At 55.7% G+C, this 18,890-nt stretch carries 15 protein-coding genes and 1 tRNA gene; all 16 read left to right on the top strand.

All coding sequences use genetic code 11. The features are described from left to right. On the top strand, positions 1 to 1,140 hold a 1,140-nt coding region (tuf, locus tag ACGSLL_RS26890; protein WP_151101633.1), incomplete at its 5' end, for an elongation factor Tu. Positions 1,141 to 1,193: 53 nt separating this feature from the next. Next, positions 1,194 to 1,269 (top strand) — tRNA-Trp (locus ACGSLL_RS26895). A 45-nt stretch (positions 1,270 to 1,314) separates the two neighbouring features. Continuing rightward, positions 1,315 to 1,683 carry a preprotein translocase subunit SecE gene (gene secE, locus ACGSLL_RS26900; protein WP_007916493.1) on the top strand — a complete coding sequence of 123 codons (369 nt, stop codon included), beginning with the start codon at positions 1,315 to 1,317 and terminating at the stop codon, positions 1,681 to 1,683. Between the two features lie 9 nt (positions 1,684 to 1,692). Further along, positions 1,693 to 2,226, top strand: a complete 534-nt coding sequence (nusG, locus tag ACGSLL_RS26905) for a transcription termination/antitermination protein NusG (protein WP_007957598.1) — start codon at positions 1,693 to 1,695, stop codon at positions 2,224 to 2,226. A gap of 118 nt (positions 2,227 to 2,344) precedes the next feature. After that, entirely contained in the window at positions 2,345 to 2,776 is a 432-nt protein-coding gene (gene rplK / locus ACGSLL_RS26910; protein WP_003176435.1) for a 50S ribosomal protein L11, read from the top strand. Beyond that, positions 2,776 to 3,471, top strand: coding sequence for a 50S ribosomal protein L1 (gene rplA, locus ACGSLL_RS26915; protein WP_003228754.1), 696 nt, complete (start codon positions 2,776 to 2,778; stop codon positions 3,469 to 3,471). Before rplK ends, rplA begins: the two co-directional genes overlap by 1 nt. A 198-nt stretch (positions 3,472 to 3,669) precedes the next feature. Beyond that, positions 3,670 to 4,170 (top strand): 50S ribosomal protein L10, encoded by a 501-nt coding sequence (gene rplJ / locus ACGSLL_RS26920; RefSeq protein WP_008081912.1) that lies wholly within the window; start codon positions 3,670 to 3,672, stop codon positions 4,168 to 4,170. Between the two features lie 74 nt (positions 4,171 to 4,244). Next, complete coding sequence (gene rplL, locus ACGSLL_RS26925; RefSeq protein ID WP_007962228.1) at positions 4,245 to 4,610, top strand: 50S ribosomal protein L7/L12; 366 nt, start codon at positions 4,245 to 4,247, stop codon at positions 4,608 to 4,610. Positions 4,611 to 4,831: 221 nt separating this feature from the next. Continuing rightward, positions 4,832 to 8,905 carry a DNA-directed RNA polymerase subunit beta gene (gene rpoB / locus ACGSLL_RS26930; protein WP_394508539.1) on the top strand — a complete coding sequence of 1,358 codons (4,074 nt, stop codon included), beginning with the start codon at positions 4,832 to 4,834 and terminating at the stop codon, positions 8,903 to 8,905. A 64-nt stretch (positions 8,906 to 8,969) separates the two neighbouring features. Then, the gene (gene rpoC, locus ACGSLL_RS26935) at positions 8,970 to 13,169 is read left to right on the top strand and encodes a DNA-directed RNA polymerase subunit beta' (protein ID WP_090286774.1); all 4,200 of its coding nucleotides are present in this window, start codon (positions 8,970 to 8,972) and stop codon (positions 13,167 to 13,169) included. A 216-nt stretch (positions 13,170 to 13,385) separates the two neighbouring features. Continuing rightward, positions 13,386 to 13,757 carry a 30S ribosomal protein S12 gene (gene rpsL / locus ACGSLL_RS26940; protein WP_003186084.1) on the top strand — a complete coding sequence of 124 codons (372 nt, stop codon included), beginning with the start codon at positions 13,386 to 13,388 and terminating at the stop codon, positions 13,755 to 13,757. Between the two features lie 107 nt (positions 13,758 to 13,864). Then, on the top strand, positions 13,865 to 14,338 hold the full coding sequence (gene rpsG, locus ACGSLL_RS26945; RefSeq protein ID WP_016772941.1) for a 30S ribosomal protein S7: 474 nt from the start codon (positions 13,865 to 13,867) through the stop codon (positions 14,336 to 14,338). Between the two features lie 30 nt (positions 14,339 to 14,368). After that, positions 14,369 to 16,474, top strand: coding sequence for an elongation factor G (gene fusA, locus ACGSLL_RS26950; protein WP_090286772.1), 2,106 nt, complete (start codon positions 14,369 to 14,371; stop codon positions 16,472 to 16,474). A 31-nt stretch (positions 16,475 to 16,505) separates the two neighbouring features. Then, positions 16,506 to 17,699 carry an elongation factor Tu gene (tuf, locus tag ACGSLL_RS26955; protein WP_024014521.1) on the top strand — a complete coding sequence of 398 codons (1,194 nt, stop codon included), beginning with the start codon at positions 16,506 to 16,508 and terminating at the stop codon, positions 17,697 to 17,699. A 156-nt stretch (positions 17,700 to 17,855) separates the two neighbouring features. Beyond that, positions 17,856 to 18,167: a 30S ribosomal protein S10 gene (gene rpsJ / locus ACGSLL_RS26960; RefSeq protein ID WP_003186070.1), complete on the top strand. Its 312-nt coding sequence runs from the start codon at positions 17,856 to 17,858 to the stop codon at positions 18,165 to 18,167. Between the two features lie 80 nt (positions 18,168 to 18,247). Further along, positions 18,248 to 18,883 carry a 50S ribosomal protein L3 gene (gene rplC / locus ACGSLL_RS26965; protein WP_003228738.1) on the top strand — a complete coding sequence of 212 codons (636 nt, stop codon included), beginning with the start codon at positions 18,248 to 18,250 and terminating at the stop codon, positions 18,881 to 18,883. Positions 18,884 to 18,890: the final 7 nt, after the last annotated feature.

Raw genomic sequence — 18,890 nt, forward strand, 5'->3', positions numbered from 1 at the left:
GGTCACGTTGACCACGGTAAAACCACTCTGACCGCTGCTCTGACTCGCGTCTGCTCCGAAGTTTTCGGTTCGGCCGTCGTTGAATTCGACAAGATCGACAGCGCTCCAGAAGAAAAAGCTCGCGGTATCACCATCAACACCGCTCACGTTGAGTACAACTCGACTATTCGTCACTACGCTCACGTTGACTGCCCAGGTCACGCTGACTACGTGAAGAACATGATCACCGGTGCTGCCCAGATGGACGGCGCGATCCTGGTTTGCTCGGCCGCTGATGGTCCGATGCCACAAACCCGTGAGCACATCCTGCTGTCCCGTCAGGTAGGCGTTCCGTACATCGTGGTTTTCCTGAACAAGGCTGACCTGGTAGACGACGCTGAGCTGCTGGAACTGGTTGAGATGGAAGTTCGTGACCTGCTGTCGACCTACGACTTCCCAGGTGACGACACTCCGATCATCATCGGTTCGGCTCGTATGGCGCTGGAAGGCAAAGACGACAACGAAATGGGCACCACTGCCGTTCGTAAGCTGGTTGAAACTCTGGATACCTACATCCCAGAACCAGTTCGTATGATCGACAAGCCATTCCTGATGCCAATCGAAGACGTATTCTCGATCTCGGGTCGCGGTACTGTTGTGACTGGTCGTATCGAGCGCGGTATCGTTCGCGTTCAGGATGCACTGGAAATCGTTGGTCTGCGTGACACCACCACCACCACCTGCACCGGTGTTGAGATGTTCCGCAAGCTGCTCGACGAAGGTCGTGCTGGCGAGAACTGCGGCGTTCTGCTGCGTGGTACCAAGCGTGACGACGTTGAGCGTGGCCAGGTTCTGGTCAAGCCAGGTTCGGTCAAGCCGCACACCAAGTTCACTGCAGAAGTTTACGTTCTGAGCAAGGAAGAAGGCGGTCGTCACACTCCGTTCTTCAAAGGCTACCGTCCACAGTTCTACTTCCGTACTACTGACGTGACTGGTAACTGCGAGCTGCCAGAAGGCGTTGAAATGGTAATGCCAGGTGACAACATTCAGATGACTGTTACCCTGATCAAAACCATCGCGATGGAAGACGGTCTGCGTTTCGCTATCCGTGAAGGCGGTCGTACCGTCGGCGCTGGCGTCGTAGCTAAAATCATCGAGTAAGTGGTTGTAATGTATTTTTCGGGCCGGCATAATGGTCGGCCTGATTTTGTTTTAGGTCAGTAGCTCAATTGGCAGAGCGACGGTCTCCAAAACCGTAGGTTGGGGGTTCGATTCCCTCCTGACCTGCCAGATTCACTCGGTGTGTCTGGCTTTCTTTTCACAGGATCTTCATAGATGACTCCTAAAGCTGAAGCTCAAGGCTCTCGCTTCGATCTGCTCAAGTGGCTTGTAGTTGTCGCTTTGGTGGTTGTTGGCGTTGTTGGCAATCAGTATTACTCTGCTTCGCCGATCCTGTACCGTGTACTCGCTTTGCTTGTCATCGCTGCTGTAGCTGCCTTTGTAGGCCTGCAGACTGCGAAGGGCAAGTCTTTCTTTGTACTGGTTAAGGAAGCTCGCACCGAGATTCGTAAAGTCGTGTGGCCAACTCGCCAAGAAACCACGCAGACCACCCTGATTGTGGTGGCTGTTGTTCTGGTTATGGCGTTGCTGTTGTGGGGGCTTGATTCCCTGCTCGGCTGGCTTGTTTCCTTGATTGTCGGCTAAGGGTGTCCCGTGGCTAAGCGTTGGTATGTTGTGCATGCTTACTCGGGTTACGAGAAGCATGTGATGCGCTCGCTGATCGAGCGCGTAAAGCTGGCTGGCATGGAAGATGGCTTCGGCGAAATTCTGGTTCCCACTGAAGAAGTGGTTGAAATGCGTAATGGCCAGAAGCGCAAAAGCGAGCGTAAGTTCTTCCCTGGCTATGTGCTGGTCCAGATGGATATGAACGAGGGTACTTGGCACTTGGTCAAGGATACTCCTCGGGTGATGGGCTTTATCGGCGGTACTGCTGACAAGCCTGCGCCCATTACTGATAAAGAGGCAGAAGCGATTCTGCGTCGTGTCGCTGATGGTAGCGACAAGCCGAAGCCGAAGACTCTGTTTGAGCCAGGCGAGACAGTACGCGTCAATGACGGTCCATTTGCTGATTTCAATGGCGTTGTCGAAGAAGTTAACTACGAAAAGAGCCGGATCCAGGTCGCAGTGCTCATTTTCGGTCGCTCTACTCCGGTGGAGCTCGAGTTCAGTCAGGTCGAAAAGGTCTAACTGGGCAAGCAATCCCAACCCCGCAGCCCTAGGCTGTGGGGTTTTGTCGTCACTGGGATAAACGCGCAAGTAACCGGGGAGCCTTTCGAGGCGTTCGAACCCGTAATTGGAGTGCCTCATGGCCAAGAAGATTACCGCTTACATCAAGCTGCAAGTGAAGGCCGCTCAGGCTAACCCAAGCCCACCTGTTGGTCCTGCTCTGGGTCAGCACGGCGTGAACATCATGGAATTCTGCAAGGCTTTCAACGCCCGTACTCAGGGTCTTGAGCCAGGTCTGCCGACTCCAGTGATCATCACTGTCTACAGCGACCGTAGCTTCACTTTTGAAACCAAATCCACCCCTGCTTCGGTTCTGCTGAAGAAGGCGGCCGGTCTGACCAGCGGCTCCGCTCGTCCGAACACCGTTAAGGTTGGCACCGTTACCCGTGCTCAGCTGGAAGAAATCGCGAAAACCAAAAACGCGGATCTGACTGCAGCTGATATGGATGCAGCCGTGCGTACTATCGCCGGTTCTGCTCGTAGCATGGGCCTTAACGTGGAGGGTGTGTAATGGCTAAGCTGACCAAGCGTCAAAAGGCTATCGCCGGCAAAATCGAAGCAGGCAAGGCCTACAACATTGTAGATGCCGCTGCTTTGCTGGCTGAGCTGTCGACTGTCAAGTTCAGCGAGTCGTTCGACGTTGCTGTAAACCTGGGTGTAGACCCGCGTAAATCCGACCAGGTTGTTCGTAGCGCTACCGTGCTGCCACACGGCACTGGCAAGACTGTTCGCGTTGCTGTGTTTACCCAGGGTCCAGCTGCTGAGGCCGCTCTGGCTGCCGGCGCTGACCGTGTTGGCATGGACGACCTGGCCGCCGAAATGAAAGGCGGCGACCTGAACTACGACGTAGTGATCGCATCCCCGGATGCCATGCGCGTTGTCGGTCAGTTGGGTCAGATCCTCGGTCCACGTGGTCTGATGCCTAACCCTAAGGTTGGTACCGTGACTCCAGACGTAGCTACCGCGGTTAAAAACGCCAAGGCTGGTCAGGTTCGTTATCGCACCGACAAAAACGGCATCATTCACACCTCCGTTGGCAAGATCGGTTTCGACGCCGTCAAGCTGAAGGAAAACGTTGAAGCCCTGATCGCTGACCTGAAGCGTATCAAGCCAGCTTCTTCGAAAGGTATCTACGTCAAGCGCGTTACCCTGAGCACCACTATGGGCCCAGGTCTGGTTATCGATCAGAGCTCGCTGGACGCGTAAGACACAGATTGGCGCGAGAGATCGCGTCAATTGAAAAATTGGGGTCCCTGCCTGGCGGGGGCTATCCAAGACCGTAGGCGACGTAAGTCTTAAACCATCAGCCTACGCAGATGGTGCTCCCGGTTCCTTACCGAATCAGACACCAAAACGACATTCGGTTTCGATCGAATGAAACGGTAACAAGCAGGAGTTAAACCCGTGGCAATTAATCTCGAAGACAAGAAGGCCATCGTCGCTGAAGTCAACGAGGCTGCCAAAGTCGCTCTGTCCGCTGTCGTGGTTGATGCACGTGGCGTAACAGTAGGCGCAATGACCGGACTCCGTAAAGAGGCTCGTGAAGCTGGCGTTTACGTACGTGTTGTACGTAACACCCTGCTCAAGCGCGCTGTTGCTGACACTCAATACAGTGTCCTTAACGACGTGTTCACCGGCCCGACCCTGATTGCATTCTCCAACGAACATCCGGGCGCTGCTGCCCGTATCTTCAAAGAGTTTGCCAAGGGTCAGGACAAGTTCGAGATCAAGGCAGCTGCGTTCGAGGGCAAGTTCCTCGCAGCTAATCAGATCGACGTACTGGCAACTCTGCCGACCCGTGACGAAGCAATTTCTCAGCTGATGAGCGTGATTCAAGGCGCTACCAGCAAATTGGCTCGTACTCTGGCGGCAATTCGCGACCAGAAAGAAGCTGCCGCAGCCTAAGGCTCGTCAACTTCTCGCGTTTTTTGTTTATTTCGATGGTCGCGTAGGCCGTCCCCCAATTCAGGAATTGAGTCATGTCTCTGACTAACGAACAAATCATCGAAGCAATCGGCCAGAAATCCGTAGTGGAAATCGTTGAGCTGATCAAAGCGATGGAAGAAACCTTCGGTGTTACCGCTGCTGCCGCTTCGGCTGGCCCAGCTGTAGCTGCTGCTGCTGTTGAAGAGCAAACCGAGTTCAACGTTGTGCTGCTGGAAGCTGGCGAGAAGAAGGTTAACGTGATCAAGGCAGTTCGTGAACTGACTGGTCTGGGCCTGAAAGAAGCCAAAGAGAAAGTAGACGGCGCTCCTCAGGTTGTAGCTGAAGGCGTTTCGAAAGAAGCGGCTGAAGACGCCAAGAAGAAGCTGGAAGAAGCAGGCGCTAAAGTCGAGCTGAAGTAAGCATCGACTTTGCTCCTCCAGCCCGAGCGTCAAGCGACAGGCTGATGGCTGGTGGCTCTTGCCACCGGCCTTTTTCCGTTATTGGCAGCCGACTGGGTCGGTGCTGATAAAGGCGCTGTAACCACCCGATGCGGTGGCGCAAACCATGGGGTTTGCACGATTTTCTGGCTGCTCCCGTCGGGAGGGGCCAAACAAGCAGGTGACCAAGCTGGGGAACGCTGATGGCTTACTCATATACTGAGAAAAAACGTATCCGCAAGGACTTTAGCAAGTTGCCGGACGTCATGGATGTGCCTTACCTCCTGGCCATCCAGCTGGATTCGTATCGTGAATTCTTGCAAGCGGGAGCGACTAAAGATCAGTTCCGCGACGTGGGCCTGCATGCGGCCTTCAAATCCGTTTTCCCGATCATCAGCTACTCCGGCAATGCTGCGCTGGAGTACGTCGGTTATCGTCTGGGCGAACCGGCATTTGATGTCAAAGAATGCGTATTGCGCGGTGTAACTTTCGCCGTACCTTTGCGGGTAAAAGTGCGCCTGATCATTTTCGACAAAGAATCGTCGAACAAAGCGATCAAGGACATCAAAGAGCAAGAAGTCTACATGGGTGAAATCCCCCTGATGACTGAGAACGGTACCTTCGTAATCAACGGTACCGAGCGTGTAATCGTTTCCCAGCTGCACCGTTCCCCGGGCGTGTTCTTCGACCACGACCGCGGCAAGACGCATAGCTCCGGCAAACTGCTGTACTCCGCGCGCATCATTCCTTACCGCGGTTCGTGGCTGGACTTCGAGTTCGACCCGAAAGATTGCGTGTTCGTGCGTATCGACCGTCGTCGCAAGCTGCCGGCCTCCGTGCTGCTGCGCGCGCTCGGCTATACCACTGAAGAAGTGCTCGACGCGTTCTACACCACCAACGTGTTCCACCTGAGCGGCGAAACCCTCAGCCTGGAACTGGTGCCGTCGCGCCTGCGTGGTGAAATCGCAGTTCTGGACATCCAGGACGACAAAGGCAAGGTCATTGTTGAAGCAGGCCGCCGTATTACCGCGCGCCACATCAACCAGATCGAAAAAGCCGGCATCAAGACGCTGGAAGTGCCTCTGGACTACGTCCTGGGTCGCACTACCGCCAAGGTCATCGTGCACCCGGCTACCGGCGAAATCCTGGCTGAGTGCAACACCGAACTGAACACCGAAGTCCTGGCAAAAATTGCCAAGGCCGGCGTTGTACGCATCGAGACTCTGTACACCAACGATATCGACTGCGGTCCGTTCGTCTCCGACACACTGAAGATCGACTCCACCAGCAACCAATTGGAAGCGCTGGTCGAGATCTATCGCATGATGCGTCCAGGCGAGCCGCCAACCAAAGACGCTGCCGAGACCCTGTTCAACAACCTGTTCTTCAGCCCTGAGCGCTACGACTTGTCTGCGGTCGGCCGGATGAAGTTCAACCGTCGTATCGGTCGTACCGAGATCGAAGGTTCGGGCGTGCTGTGCAAGGAAGACATCGTCGCGGTACTGAAGACTCTGGTCGACATCCGCAACGGTAAAGGCATCGTCGATGACATCGACCACCTGGGTAACCGTCGTGTTCGCTGCGTAGGCGAAATGGCCGAGAACCAGTTCCGCGTTGGCCTGGTACGTGTAGAGCGTGCGGTTAAAGAGCGTCTGTCGATGGCTGAAAGCGAAGGCCTGATGCCACAAGACCTGATCAACGCCAAGCCAGTGGCTGCGGCGGTGAAAGAGTTCTTCGGTTCCAGCCAGCTTTCGCAGTTCATGGACCAAAACAACCCGCTGTCCGAGATCACCCACAAGCGTCGTGTGTCTGCACTCGGCCCTGGCGGTCTGACTCGTGAGCGCGCCGGCTTTGAAGTTCGTGACGTACACCCGACTCACTACGGTCGTGTCTGCCCGATTGAAACGCCGGAAGGGCCGAACATCGGTCTGATCAACTCCCTGGCTGCGTACGCTCGCACCAACCAGTACGGCTTCCTGGAAAGCCCGTACCGTGTGGTGAAAGAGGGTGTGGTCACCGACGAGATCGTGTTCCTGTCCGCCATTGAAGAAGCCGATCACGTGATCGCGCAGGCTTCGGCGACCATGAACGAGCAGAAAGTCCTGATCGACGAACTGGTTGCCGTACGTCACCTGAACGAATTCACCGTCAAGGCGCCTGAAGAAGTCACCTTGATGGACGTTTCGCCGAAGCAGGTAGTTTCGGTTGCAGCGTCGCTGATTCCGTTCCTCGAGCACGACGACGCCAACCGTGCGTTGATGGGTTCGAACATGCAGCGTCAGGCTGTACCAACCCTGCGCGCCGACAAGCCGCTGGTCGGTACCGGCATGGAGCGTAACGTAGCCCGTGACTCCGGCGTTTGCGTCGTGGCTCGTCGTGGCGGCGTGATCGATTCCGTTGATGCCAGCCGTATCGTGGTTCGTGTTGCTGATGACGAAGTTGAAACCGGCGAAGCTGGTGTCGACATCTACAACCTGACCAAATACACCCGCTCGAACCAGAACACCTGCATCAACCAGCGTCCGCTGGTACGGAAAGGTGATCGCGTTCAGCGTAGCGACATCATGGCCGATGGCCCGTCCACCGACATGGGTGAACTGGCGCTGGGTCAGAACATGCGCATCGCGTTCATGGCATGGAACGGCTTCAACTTCGAAGACTCCATCTGCCTGTCCGAGCGTGTGGTTCAGGAAGACCGCTTCACCACGATTCACATTCAGGAACTGACCTGTGTGGCTCGTGACACCAAGCTTGGCCCAGAGGAAATCACTGCGGACATCCCGAACGTGGGTGAAGCTGCGCTGAACAAGCTGGACGAAGCCGGTATCGTTTATGTAGGTGCTGAAGTAGGCGCAGGCGACATCCTGGTAGGCAAGGTCACTCCGAAAGGCGAGACCCAACTGACTCCGGAAGAAAAACTGCTGCGTGCGATCTTCGGTGAAAAAGCCAGCGACGTTAAAGACACCTCCCTGCGCGTGCCTACCGGCACCAAAGGTACTGTCATCGACGTACAGGTCTTCACCCGTGACGGCGTTGAGCGTGATGCTCGTGCACTGTCGATCGAGAAGTCCCAGCTGGACGAGATCCGCAAGGATCTGAACGAAGAGTTCCGCATTGTTGAAGGCGCTACCTTCGAACGTCTGCGTTCCGCTCTGGTAGGCCACAAGGCTGAAGGCGGTGCGGGTCTGAAGAAAGGTCAGGACATCACCGACGAAGTACTCGACGGTCTTGAGCACGGCCAGTGGTTCAAACTGCGCATGGCTGAAGATGCTCTCAACGAGCAGCTCGAGAAGGCTCAGGCCTACATCGTTGATCGTCGCCGTCTGCTGGACGACAAGTTCGAAGACAAGAAGCGCAAACTGCAGCAGGGCGATGACCTGGCTCCAGGCGTGCTGAAAATCGTCAAGGTTTACCTGGCAATCCGTCGTCGCATCCAGCCGGGCGACAAGATGGCCGGTCGTCACGGTAACAAAGGTGTGGTCTCCGTGATCATGCCGGTTGAAGACATGCCGCACGATGCCAATGGCACCCCGGTCGACGTGGTCCTCAACCCGCTGGGCGTACCTTCGCGTATGAACGTTGGTCAGATCCTCGAAACCCACCTGGGCCTCGCGGCCAAAGGTCTGGGCGAGAAGATCAACCGGATGGTCGAAGAGCAGCGTAAAGTCGCTGAACTGCGCACCTTCCTGGACGAGATCTACAACCAGATCGGCGGTCGTAACGAAGATCTGGACAGCTTCTCCGATCAGGAAATCCTGGATCTGGCGAAGAACCTGCGTGGCGGCGTTCCAATGGCCACTCCAGTGTTCGACGGCGCCAAGGAAAGCGAAATCAAGGCCATGCTGAAGCTGGCAGACCTGCCGGAAAGCGGCCAGATGCAACTGACCGACGGCCGTACCGGCAACAAGTTCGAGCGTCCAGTTACCGTTGGCTACATGTACATGCTGAAGCTGAACCACTTGGTAGACGACAAGATGCACGCGCGTTCTACCGGTTCTTACAGCCTGGTCACCCAGCAGCCGTTGGGTGGTAAGGCGCAGTTCGGTGGTCAGCGTTTCGGGGAGATGGAGGTCTGGGCACTGGAAGCATACGGTGCTGCATACACTCTGCAAGAAATGCTCACAGTGAAGTCGGACGATGTGAACGGCCGTACCAAGATGTACAAGAACATCGTGGATGGCGATCACCGTATGGAGCCGGGCATGCCCGAGTCCTTCAACGTGTTGATCAAGGAAATTCGTTCCCTCGGCATCGATATCGATCTGGAAACCGAATAACACGTGACGCGAATCGAGAGCGGGGCAGGATTGCCCGCTCTCTGCTCCGCCAGGAGGAAAGGCCTTGAAAGACCTACTGAATTTGCTGAAAAACCAGGGTCAAGTCGAAGAGTTCGACGCCATCCGTATCGGATTGGCATCGCCTGAGATGATCCGTTCGTGGTCGTTCGGTGAAGTTAAAAAGCCGGAAACCATCAACTACCGTACGTTCAAACCTGAGCGTGACGGCCTGTTCTGCGCCAAGATCTTTGGCCCGGTAAAGGATTACGAGTGCCTGTGCGGTAAGTACAAGCGCTTGAAGCACCGTGGTGTGATCTGCGAGAAGTGCGGCGTTGAAGTTGCACTGGCCAAAGTTCGTCGTGAGCGCATGGCGCACATCGAACTGGCTTCGCCGGTTGCCCACATCTGGTTCCTGAAATCGCTGCCGTCGCGTATCGGCTTGCTGATGGACATGACCCTGCGTGATATCGAACGCGTTCTCTACTTCGAGAGCTATGTCGTTATCGATCCAGGCATGACCACCCTTGAAAAAGGTCAGCTGCTGAACGACGAGCAGTACTTCGAAGCGCTGGAAGAGTTCGGTGACGACTTCGACGCCCGCATGGGTGCAGAAGCTGTCCGTGAACTGCTGCACGCTATCGACCTGGAACACGAGATTGGCCGTCTGCGTGAAGAAATTCCGCAAACCAACTCGGAAACCAAGATCAAGAAACTGTCCAAGCGTCTGAAGTTGATGGAAGCCTTCCAGGGTTCCGGCAACCTGCCAGAGTGGATGGTGCTGACCGTTCTGCCGGTTCTGCCGCCAGATCTGCGTCCACTGGTCCCGCTCGATGGCGGTCGTTTCGCGACTTCCGACCTCAACGATCTGTATCGTCGAGTGATCAACCGTAACAACCGTTTGAAGCGCCTGCTGGATCTGTCCGCTCCGGACATCATCGTGCGCAACGAAAAGCGTATGTTGCAGGAAGCTGTCGATGCTCTGCTCGACAACGGTCGTCGTGGCCGCGCCATCACCGGTTCGAACAAGCGTCCTCTGAAATCCCTGGCTGACATGATCAAGGGTAAGCAGGGTCGTTTCCGTCAGAACTTGCTCGGTAAGCGTGTTGACTACTCCGGTCGTTCGGTAATTACCGTAGGCCCGACCCTGCGTCTGCACCAGTGCGGTCTGCCGAAGAAGATGGCTCTCGAGCTGTTCAAGCCGTTCATTTTCGGCAAGCTGGAAATGCGTGGTCTCGCGACCACCATCAAAGCGGCCAAGAAAATGGTCGAGCGCGAACTGCCAGAGGTTTGGGACGTTCTCGCTGAAGTGATTCGCGAACACCCGGTCCTGCTCAACCGTGCACCGACCCTTCACCGTCTGGGTATCCAGGCGTTTGAACCGGTTCTGATCGAAGGTAAGGCTATCCAGCTGCACCCGCTGGTCTGCGCCGCGTACAACGCCGACTTCGACGGCGACCAAATGGCCGTGCACGTACCGCTGACGCTGGAAGCCCAGCTCGAAGCGCGTGCGTTGATGATGTCGACCAACAACATTCTGTCGCCAGCCAACGGTGAGCCAATCATCGTTCCGTCGCAGGACGTTGTATTGGGTCTGTACTACATGACCCGTGAAGCGATCAACGCCAAAGGCGAAGGTCGTGTGTTCGCGGATCTGCAGGAAGTTGACCGGGTGTTCCGTGCCGGCGAAGCCGCACTGCACGCCAAGGTCAAGGTTCGTATCAACGAAACCGTCAACGACCGTGACGGCAACAGCGTGAGCGGTACCCGTATCGTCGACACCACTGTCGGCCGTGCGCTGCTGTTCCAGGTTGTGCCAAAAGGTCTGTCATTCGACGTCGTCAACCTGCCGATGAAGAAAAAGGCGATCTCCAAACTGATCAACCAGTGCTACCGCGTGGTTGGTTTGAAAGAGACCGTTATCTTCGCTGACCAGTTGATGTACACCGGTTTCGCTTACTCGACCATCTCCGGCGTCTCCATCGGTGTTAACGACTTCGTTATCCCGGACGAGAAAGCCCGCATCATCGGTGCTGCCACCGACGAAGTGAAAGAGATCGAGAGCCAGTACGCCTCCGGCCTGGTAACCCAGGGCGAGAAGTACAACAAAGTGATCGACCTCTGGTCGAAAGCGAACGACGAAGTTTCCAAGGCAATGATGGCCAACCTCTCGAAAGAGAAGGTTATCGACCGTCACGGCGTTGAAGTCGATCAAGAGTCGTTCAACTCGATGTACATGATGGCCGACTCGGGTGCGCGGGGTTCCGCCGCACAGATTCGTCAGCTGGCCGGTATGCGTGGTCTGATGGCCAAGCCGGACGGTTCCATCATTGAAACGCCGATTACTGCGAACTTCCGTGAAGGTTTGAGCGTACTTCAGTACTTCATCTCGACTCACGGTGCTCGTAAAGGTCTGGCGGATACCGCGTTGAAAACTGCGAACTCCGGTTACCTGACTCGTCGTCTGGTAGACGTGGCGCAGGATCTGGTAGTAACCGAGATCGATTGCGGCACCGAGCACGGTCTGCTGATGACTCCGCACATTGAAGGCGGTGACGTTGTAGAGCCGTTGGGTGAGCGCGTATTGGGTCGTGTTATTGCCCGTGACGTATTCAAGCCAGGTACCGAGGACGTTATCGTTCCTGCCGGCACTCTGGTAGACGAGAAGTGGGTCGAGTTCATCGAGCTGAACAGCATCGACGAAGTGATCGTGCGTTCGCCGATCAGCTGCGAAACCCGCTATGGCATTTGCGCCAAGTGCTACGGCCGTGATCTGGCACGTGGTCACCAGGTGAATATCGGTGAAGCGGTCGGCGTTATCGCTGCCCAGTCCATCGGTGAGCCGGGTACCCAGCTGACGATGCGTACGTTCCACATCGGTGGTGCGGCTAGCCGTACTTCCGCAGCCGACAGCGTTCAGGTGAAGAATGGCGGTACCGTCCGTCTGCACAACCTGAAGCACGTTGAGCGAGTGGATGGTCACCTGGTCGCTGTGTCCCGTTCCGGTGAGCTGGCAATCGCTGATGACTTCGGTCGTGAGCGCGAGCGTTACAAGCTGCCATACGGTGCCGTGATTTCGGTTAAAGAAGGTGACAAGGTCGACGCTGGCGCAATCGTGGCCAAGTGGGATCCGCACACTCACCCGATCGTTACCGAAATGAAAGGTACCGTGACCTACGTGGGCATGGAAGAAGGCATCACGATCAAGCGTCAGACTGACGAATTGACCGGTATGACCAACATTGAAGTACTCGACGCGAAAGATCGTCCAGCTGCGGGCAAAGAAATTCGTCCTGCAGTGAAGATGGTCGACGACAACGGCAAGGATCTGTTGCTGCCAGGCACTGACGTTATCGCTCAGTACTTCCTGCCAGCCAACGCTCTGGTCGGTGTGGCTGACGGCGCGAAGATTGCGATCGGTGATGTTATCGCTCGTATCCCGCAAGAAACTTCGAAGACCCGTGACATCACCGGTGGTCTGCCGCGTGTTGCCGACCTGTTCGAAGCCCGTCGTCCGAAAGAAGCGTCGATTCTGGCTGAAGTCAGCGGCACCATCGCGTTCGGTAAAGAGACCAAGGGCAAGCGCCGTCTGGTCATTACCCCGAACGACGGTAGCGATCCGTACGAAGAGCTGATTCCGAAGTGGCGTCACCTGAACGTGTTCGAAGGCGAACAGGTCAACCGCGGCGAAGTTATCTCCGACGGCCCGAGCGATCCACACGACATCCTGCGTCTGCTGGGTGTGAGTGCGCTGGCCAAGTACATCGTCAACGAGATCCAGGACGTTTACCGTCTGCAAGGCGTGAAGATCAACGACAAGCACATCGAGACCATCCTGCGTCAGATGCTGCGTAAAGTTGAGATCTCCGAGTCCGGCGACTCCAGCTTCATCAAGGGCGACCAGATGGAACTGACTCACGTTCTGGTAGAGAACGAGCGTCTGAGCACGGAAGACAAGTTTGTCTCCAAGTTCACTCGCGTTCTGCTGGGTATCACCAAGGCGTCGTTGTCCACCGAATCGTTCATCTCGGCGGCTTCCTTCCAGGAAACCACCCGCGTACTGACCGAAGCGGCAGTCACCGGCAAGCGCGATTACCTGCGCGGCCTGAAAGAAAACGTCGTCGTGGGTCGTCTGATCCCGGCGGGTACCGGTCTGGCTTATCACAGCGAGCGCAAGCGTCGCCGTGATGCAGACAAACCGTTGCGCGTAAGCGCCAGTGAAGTGGAAGCTGCACTGACCGAAGCACTGAACTCGAGCGGTAACTGAGTTCTGCGGTAATTGAGCGTAAGGCCCTGATCGCTCCGTTCGTCGAATCGAGACATTTAGTCGAGGTTCGATGGGCGGGGAGGTCGGGGCCTTGCCTTGACTGGGATCAAGATCCTCTTTAGACTCTTGATCCCCTAAATTTGGCGGGAATTCGTTCCTGCCATTTTGCTTTTCTTGCAAGACAATAGCGTCGCAAGACAACAGTGGAGCTAGTAGATGGCAACTATCAACCAGCTGGTACGTCAGCCGCGTAAGCGTATCGTCGAGAAATCCGACGTGCCTGCGCTGCAGAACTGCCCGCAACGTCGTGGCGTGTGCACCCGTGTGTACACCACCACGCCGAAAAAACCTAACTCGGCACTGCGTAAAGTATGCCGTGTGCGCCTGACCAACGGTTTCGAGGTTTCCTCGTACATCGGTGGTGAAGGTCACAACCTGCAAGAGCACAGCGTGGTACTGATCCGCGGCGGTCGTGTAAAAGACTTGCCAGGTGTTCGTTACCACACCGTTCGCGGCTCCTTGGATACTTCCGGCGTTAAAGGCCGTAACCAGGGTCGTTCGAAGTACGGTACCAAGCGTCCGAAGTAATCGGCCGTTTTGCAGTTTTTCATTTTATTGAGTCGATAAGAGTAAGGTCGGGCACGCATCCTCTGGATCTGTCCCGAGCTAACCTGAAGACCGCTTGAGGGCTTATCATGCCAAGACGTCGCGTAGCAGCAAAGCGTGAGATTCTGGACGATCCGAAATACGGAAGCCAGATCCTCGCCAAATTCATGAACCACGTTATGGAAAGCGGCAAGAAAGCCGTTGCCGAGCGTATCGTTTATGGTGCCCTGGAAACCGTTGCGGCCCGTAAGGCTGGCACCGATCCCCTGGAACTCTTCGAAAAAGCACTCGACGCCATCGCTCCGCTGGTCGAAGTGAAGTCGCGCCGCGTTGGTGGTGCTACTTACCAGGTTCCGGTCGAGGTTCGTCCTTCCCGTCGTAACGCTCTGGCAATGCGCTGGTTGGTAGACTTCGCCCGTAAGCGTGGCGAGAAGTCTATGGCTCTGCGTTTGGCTGGCGAACTGCTGGATGCTGCTGAAGGTAAAGGTGCTGCTGTTAAGAAGCGTGAAGACGTGCACCGTATGGCTGAAGCCAACAAAGCTTTCTCGCACTACCGCTTCTAATTTTAGCTTCACTAATTTTGCGAGGGCTTTATGGCTCGTACTACTCCGATTAGCCGCTACCGTAACATCGGTATCGTCGCTCACGTGGATGCTGGTAAAACCACCACCACCGAGCGCGTACTGTTTTACACCGGCAAAAGTCACAAAATGGGCGAGGTGCATGATGGCGCCGCGACCACAGACTGGATGGTTCAGGAGCAGGAGCGTGGTATTACCATTACTTCTGCTGCCATTACCGCCTTCTGGAAAGGTTCCGAGAAGCAGTACCCGCACGAACACCGCTTCAACGTAATCGATACCCCGGGCCACGTAGACTTCACCATTGAAGTTGAGCGTTCCCTGCGCGTACTCGACGGCGCTGTCGTTGTATTCTGTGGTACCTCGGGTGTTGAGCCGCAGTCGGAAACCGTATGGCGTCAAGCCAACAAATACGGCGTTCCACGTCTTGTTTACGTAAACAAGATGGACCGTGCCGGCGCCAACTTCCTGCGCGTGATCGGTCAGATCAAGCAGCGTCTGGGTCACACTCCGGTGCCGATTCAGCTGGCTATCGGTTCCGAAGACAACTTCCAGGGTCAGATCGATCTGATCAACATGCAAGCTGTCTACTGGAACGACTCTGACAAGGGTATGGTCCCTGTTCGCAAGGACATCCCTGCCGAGCTGCAAGAGCTGGCTGAAGAGTGGCGCAACAACATGGTTGAAGCAGCCGCCGAAGCCAACGAAGAGCTGATGAACAAGTACCTGGAAGGCGAAGAGCTGTCGATCGAAGAGATCAAGGCTGCTTTGCGTCAGCGTACTATCGCCGGCGAAATCGTTCTGGCCGTTTGCGGTTCTTCGTTCAAGAACAAGGGTGTTCCCCTGGTTCTCGACGCCGTTATCGACTACCTGCCTGCTCCGACCGACATTCCTGCGATCAAGGGTTCCAACCCTGATAACGAGGAAGAGGAAATGGAGCGTCACGCAAGCGATGACGAGCCGTTTGCTGCTCTGGCGTTCAAGATTGCTACCGACCCATTCGTGGGTACTCTGACCTTCGTCCGCGTTTACTCGGGCGTGTTGAACTCCGGCGACGGCGTGATCAACTCGGTCAAGGGCAAGAAAGAGCGTGTGGGTCGTATGGTGCAAATGCACGCAAACGCCCGTGAAGAGATCAAGGAAGTGCGCGCTGGTGACATCGCGGCCCTGATCGGCATGAAGGACGTCACCACTGGTGAAACCCTCTGCAACGCTGACAAGCCAATCATCCTGGTTCGCATGGACTTCCCGGAGCCGGTTATCTCGGTTGCCGTAGAGCCCAAGACCAAGGACGACCAGGAAAAAATGGGTATCGCTCTGGGCAAACTTGCTCAGGAAGACCCGTCTTTCCGCGTAAAAACTGATGAAGAGACTGGTCAGACGATCATCTCCGGCATGGGCGAGTTGCACCTGGACATCCTGGTTGACCGGATGCGCCGTGAGTTCAACGTCGAAGCCAACATCGGCAAGCCTCAGGTTTCGTATCGTGAGCGCATCACGAAGAACTGTGAAATCGAAGGCAAGTTCGTTCGTCAGTCCGGTGGTCGCGGCCAGTTCGGTCACTGCTGGATCCGTTTTGCTCCTGCTGACGAAGGTCAGGAAGGTCTGCAATTCGTGAACGAAGTTGTAGGTGGTGTGGTTCCTAAGGAATACATCCCGGCTATCCAGAAGGGTATCGAAGAGCAGATGAAGAACGGCGTTGTTGCCGGCTATCCGCTGATCGGCCTGAAGGCTACCGTGTTCGATGGTTCTTACCACGACGTCGACTCGAACGAGATGGCGTTTAAAGTGGCTGCTTCCATGGCGACCAAGCAACTGGCCCAAAAGGGCGGTGGTGAGTTGCTCGAGCCGATCATGGCTGTAGAAGTTGTTACGCCTGAAGACTATATGGGTGATGTGATGGGCGACCTTAACCGTCGTCGCGGCATGATCCAGGGTATGGAAGACACAGTGTCCGGCAAGGTTATCCGTGCCGAGGTTCCACTGGGTGAGATGTTCGGTTATGCGACCGACGTTCGCTCCATGTCCCAGGGTCGCGCAAGCTACTCTATGGAATTCAAAAAATACGATACGGCTCCGTCGCACATCGTCGAATCCGTAACCAAAAAACAAGGCTGATTCAGCCCCTTTAGGCTAGGAGTTAATTGTCGTGGCTAAAGAAAAATTTGATCGTTCCCTACCGCACGTCAACGTTGGCACCATCGGTCACGTTGACCACGGTAAAACCACTCTGACCGCTGCTCTGACTCGCGTCTGCTCCGAAGTTTTCGGTTCGGCCGTCGTTGAATTCGACAAGATCGACAGCGCTCCAGAAGAAAAAGCTCGCGGTATCACCATCAACACCGCTCACGTTGAGTACAACTCGACTATTCGTCACTACGCTCACGTTGACTGCCCAGGTCACGCTGACTACGTGAAGAACATGATCACCGGTGCTGCCCAGATGGACGGCGCGATCCTGGTTTGCTCGGCCGCTGATGGTCCGATGCCACAAACCCGTGAGCACATCCTGCTGTCCCGTCAGGTAGGCGTTCCGTACATCGTGGTTTTCCTGAACAAGGCTGACCTGGTAGACGACGCTGAGCTGCTGGAACTGGTTGAGATGGAAGTTCGTGACCTGCTGTCGACCTACGACTTCCCAGGTGACGACACTCCGATCATCATCGGTTCGGCTCGTATGGCGCTGGAAGGCAAAGACGACAACGAAATGGGCACCACTGCCGTTCGTAAGCTGGTTGAAACTCTGGATACCTACATCCCAGAACCAGTTCGTATGATCGACAAGCCATTCCTGATGCCAATCGAAGACGTATTCTCGATCTCGGGTCGCGGTACTGTTGTGACTGGTCGTATCGAGCGCGGTATCGTTCGCGTTCAGGATGCACTGGAAATCGTTGGTCTGCGTGACACCACCACCACCACCTGCACCGGTGTTGAGATGTTCCGCAAGCTGCTCGACGAAGGTCGTGCTGGCGAGAACTGCGGCGTTCTGCTGCGTGGTACCAAGCGTGACGACGTTGAGCGTGGCCAGGTTCTGGTCAAGCCAGGTTCGGTCAAGCCGCACACCAAGTTCACTGCAGAAGTTTACGTTCTGAGCAAGGAAGAAGGCGGTCGTCACACTCCGTTCTTCAAAGGCTACCGTCCACAGTTCTACTTCCGTACTACTGACGTGACTGGTAACTGCGAGCTGCCAGAAGGCGTTGAAATGGTAATGCCAGGTGACAACATTCAGATGACTGTTACCCTGATCAAAACCATCGCGATGGAAGACGGTCTGCGTTTCGCTATCCGTGAAGGCGGTCGTACCGTCGGCGCTGGCGTCGTAGCCAAAATCATCGAGTAAGACTTTTTTAAAGTCAGCTTGATGGATTGAAAAAGCCCCCGCTCAGCGGGGGCTTTTTTATTGGGTTGACACCTATCGGGGGCGTCTATAGAATTGCGCCTCCTTTTAACGGGCGTATTGCGCCCGGTGGGAATAGCAGCCGGAGTCTGAAATCCAATGCAAAATCAGCAAATCCGTATCAGGTTGAAGGCTTTTGACCATCGCCTGATCGACCAATCAACCCAGGAAATCGTGGAAACCGCGAAACGTACTGGTGCTCAAGTGCGTGGTCCAATTCCACTGCCTACCCGTAAAGAGCGGTTCACCGTTCTGGTTTCCCCGCACGTCAACAAAGACGCGCGTGACCAGTACGAGATCCGCACTCATAAGCGCGTTCTGGACATCGTCCAGCCAACGGATAAAACCGTTGATGCTCTTATGAAGCTTGATCTTGCGGCCGGTGTGGAAGTGCAGATCAGCCTCGGCTAAGACTCGGTCTTAGTCGTGTAACGCTCTGAAATGGGCGGCCATAGCGGGTGAAAGCCCCGTACACTCATGAGGTTTACAACATGACTATTGGTGTAGTCGGTCGTAAATGCGGTATGACCCGTATTTTCACCGAAGAAGGTGTCTCCATTCCGGTCACGGTCATTGAGATCGAGCCGAATCGCGTCACCCAGTTCAAAACTGAAGAGACCGATGGCTATCGTGCAGTGCAAGTCACTGTCGGCGAGCGTCGTGCTTCGCGTGTAACAGCAGCTCAGGCTGGCCACTTCGCTAAAGCGAACGTTGCCGCTGGTCGCACCACCATGGAATTCCGTCTTGAAGAAGGCGAGTACCAGGCGGGCGATCTGATCAACGCTGAAATCTTCGCCGCTGGCCAACTGGTTGATGTAACCGGTCAGTCCAAGGGTAAAGGCTTCCAGGGTACGATCAAGCGTTGGAATTTCCGCGGGCAAGATAACACCCACGGTAACTCCGTATCCCACCGCGTCCCAGGCTCTATCGGCCAGTGCCAGACTCCTGGTCGTGTATTCAAGGGCAAAAAAATGTCCGGTCATATGGGCGCTGAGCGCGTGACCGTGCAGTCCCTGGAAGTAGTGCGCGTGGACGCTGAACGCAATCTGTTGTTGGTCAAGGGTGCTGTTCCTGGCGCTACTGGCGGCAACCTGGTTGTACGTCCAGCAGCCAAGGCTCGCGGTTAAGGGGAAG

Source organism: Pseudomonas retamae (genome assembly GCF_043496865.1).
GTDB classification, from domain to species: domain Bacteria; phylum Pseudomonadota; class Gammaproteobacteria; order Pseudomonadales; family Pseudomonadaceae; genus Aquipseudomonas; species Aquipseudomonas retamae.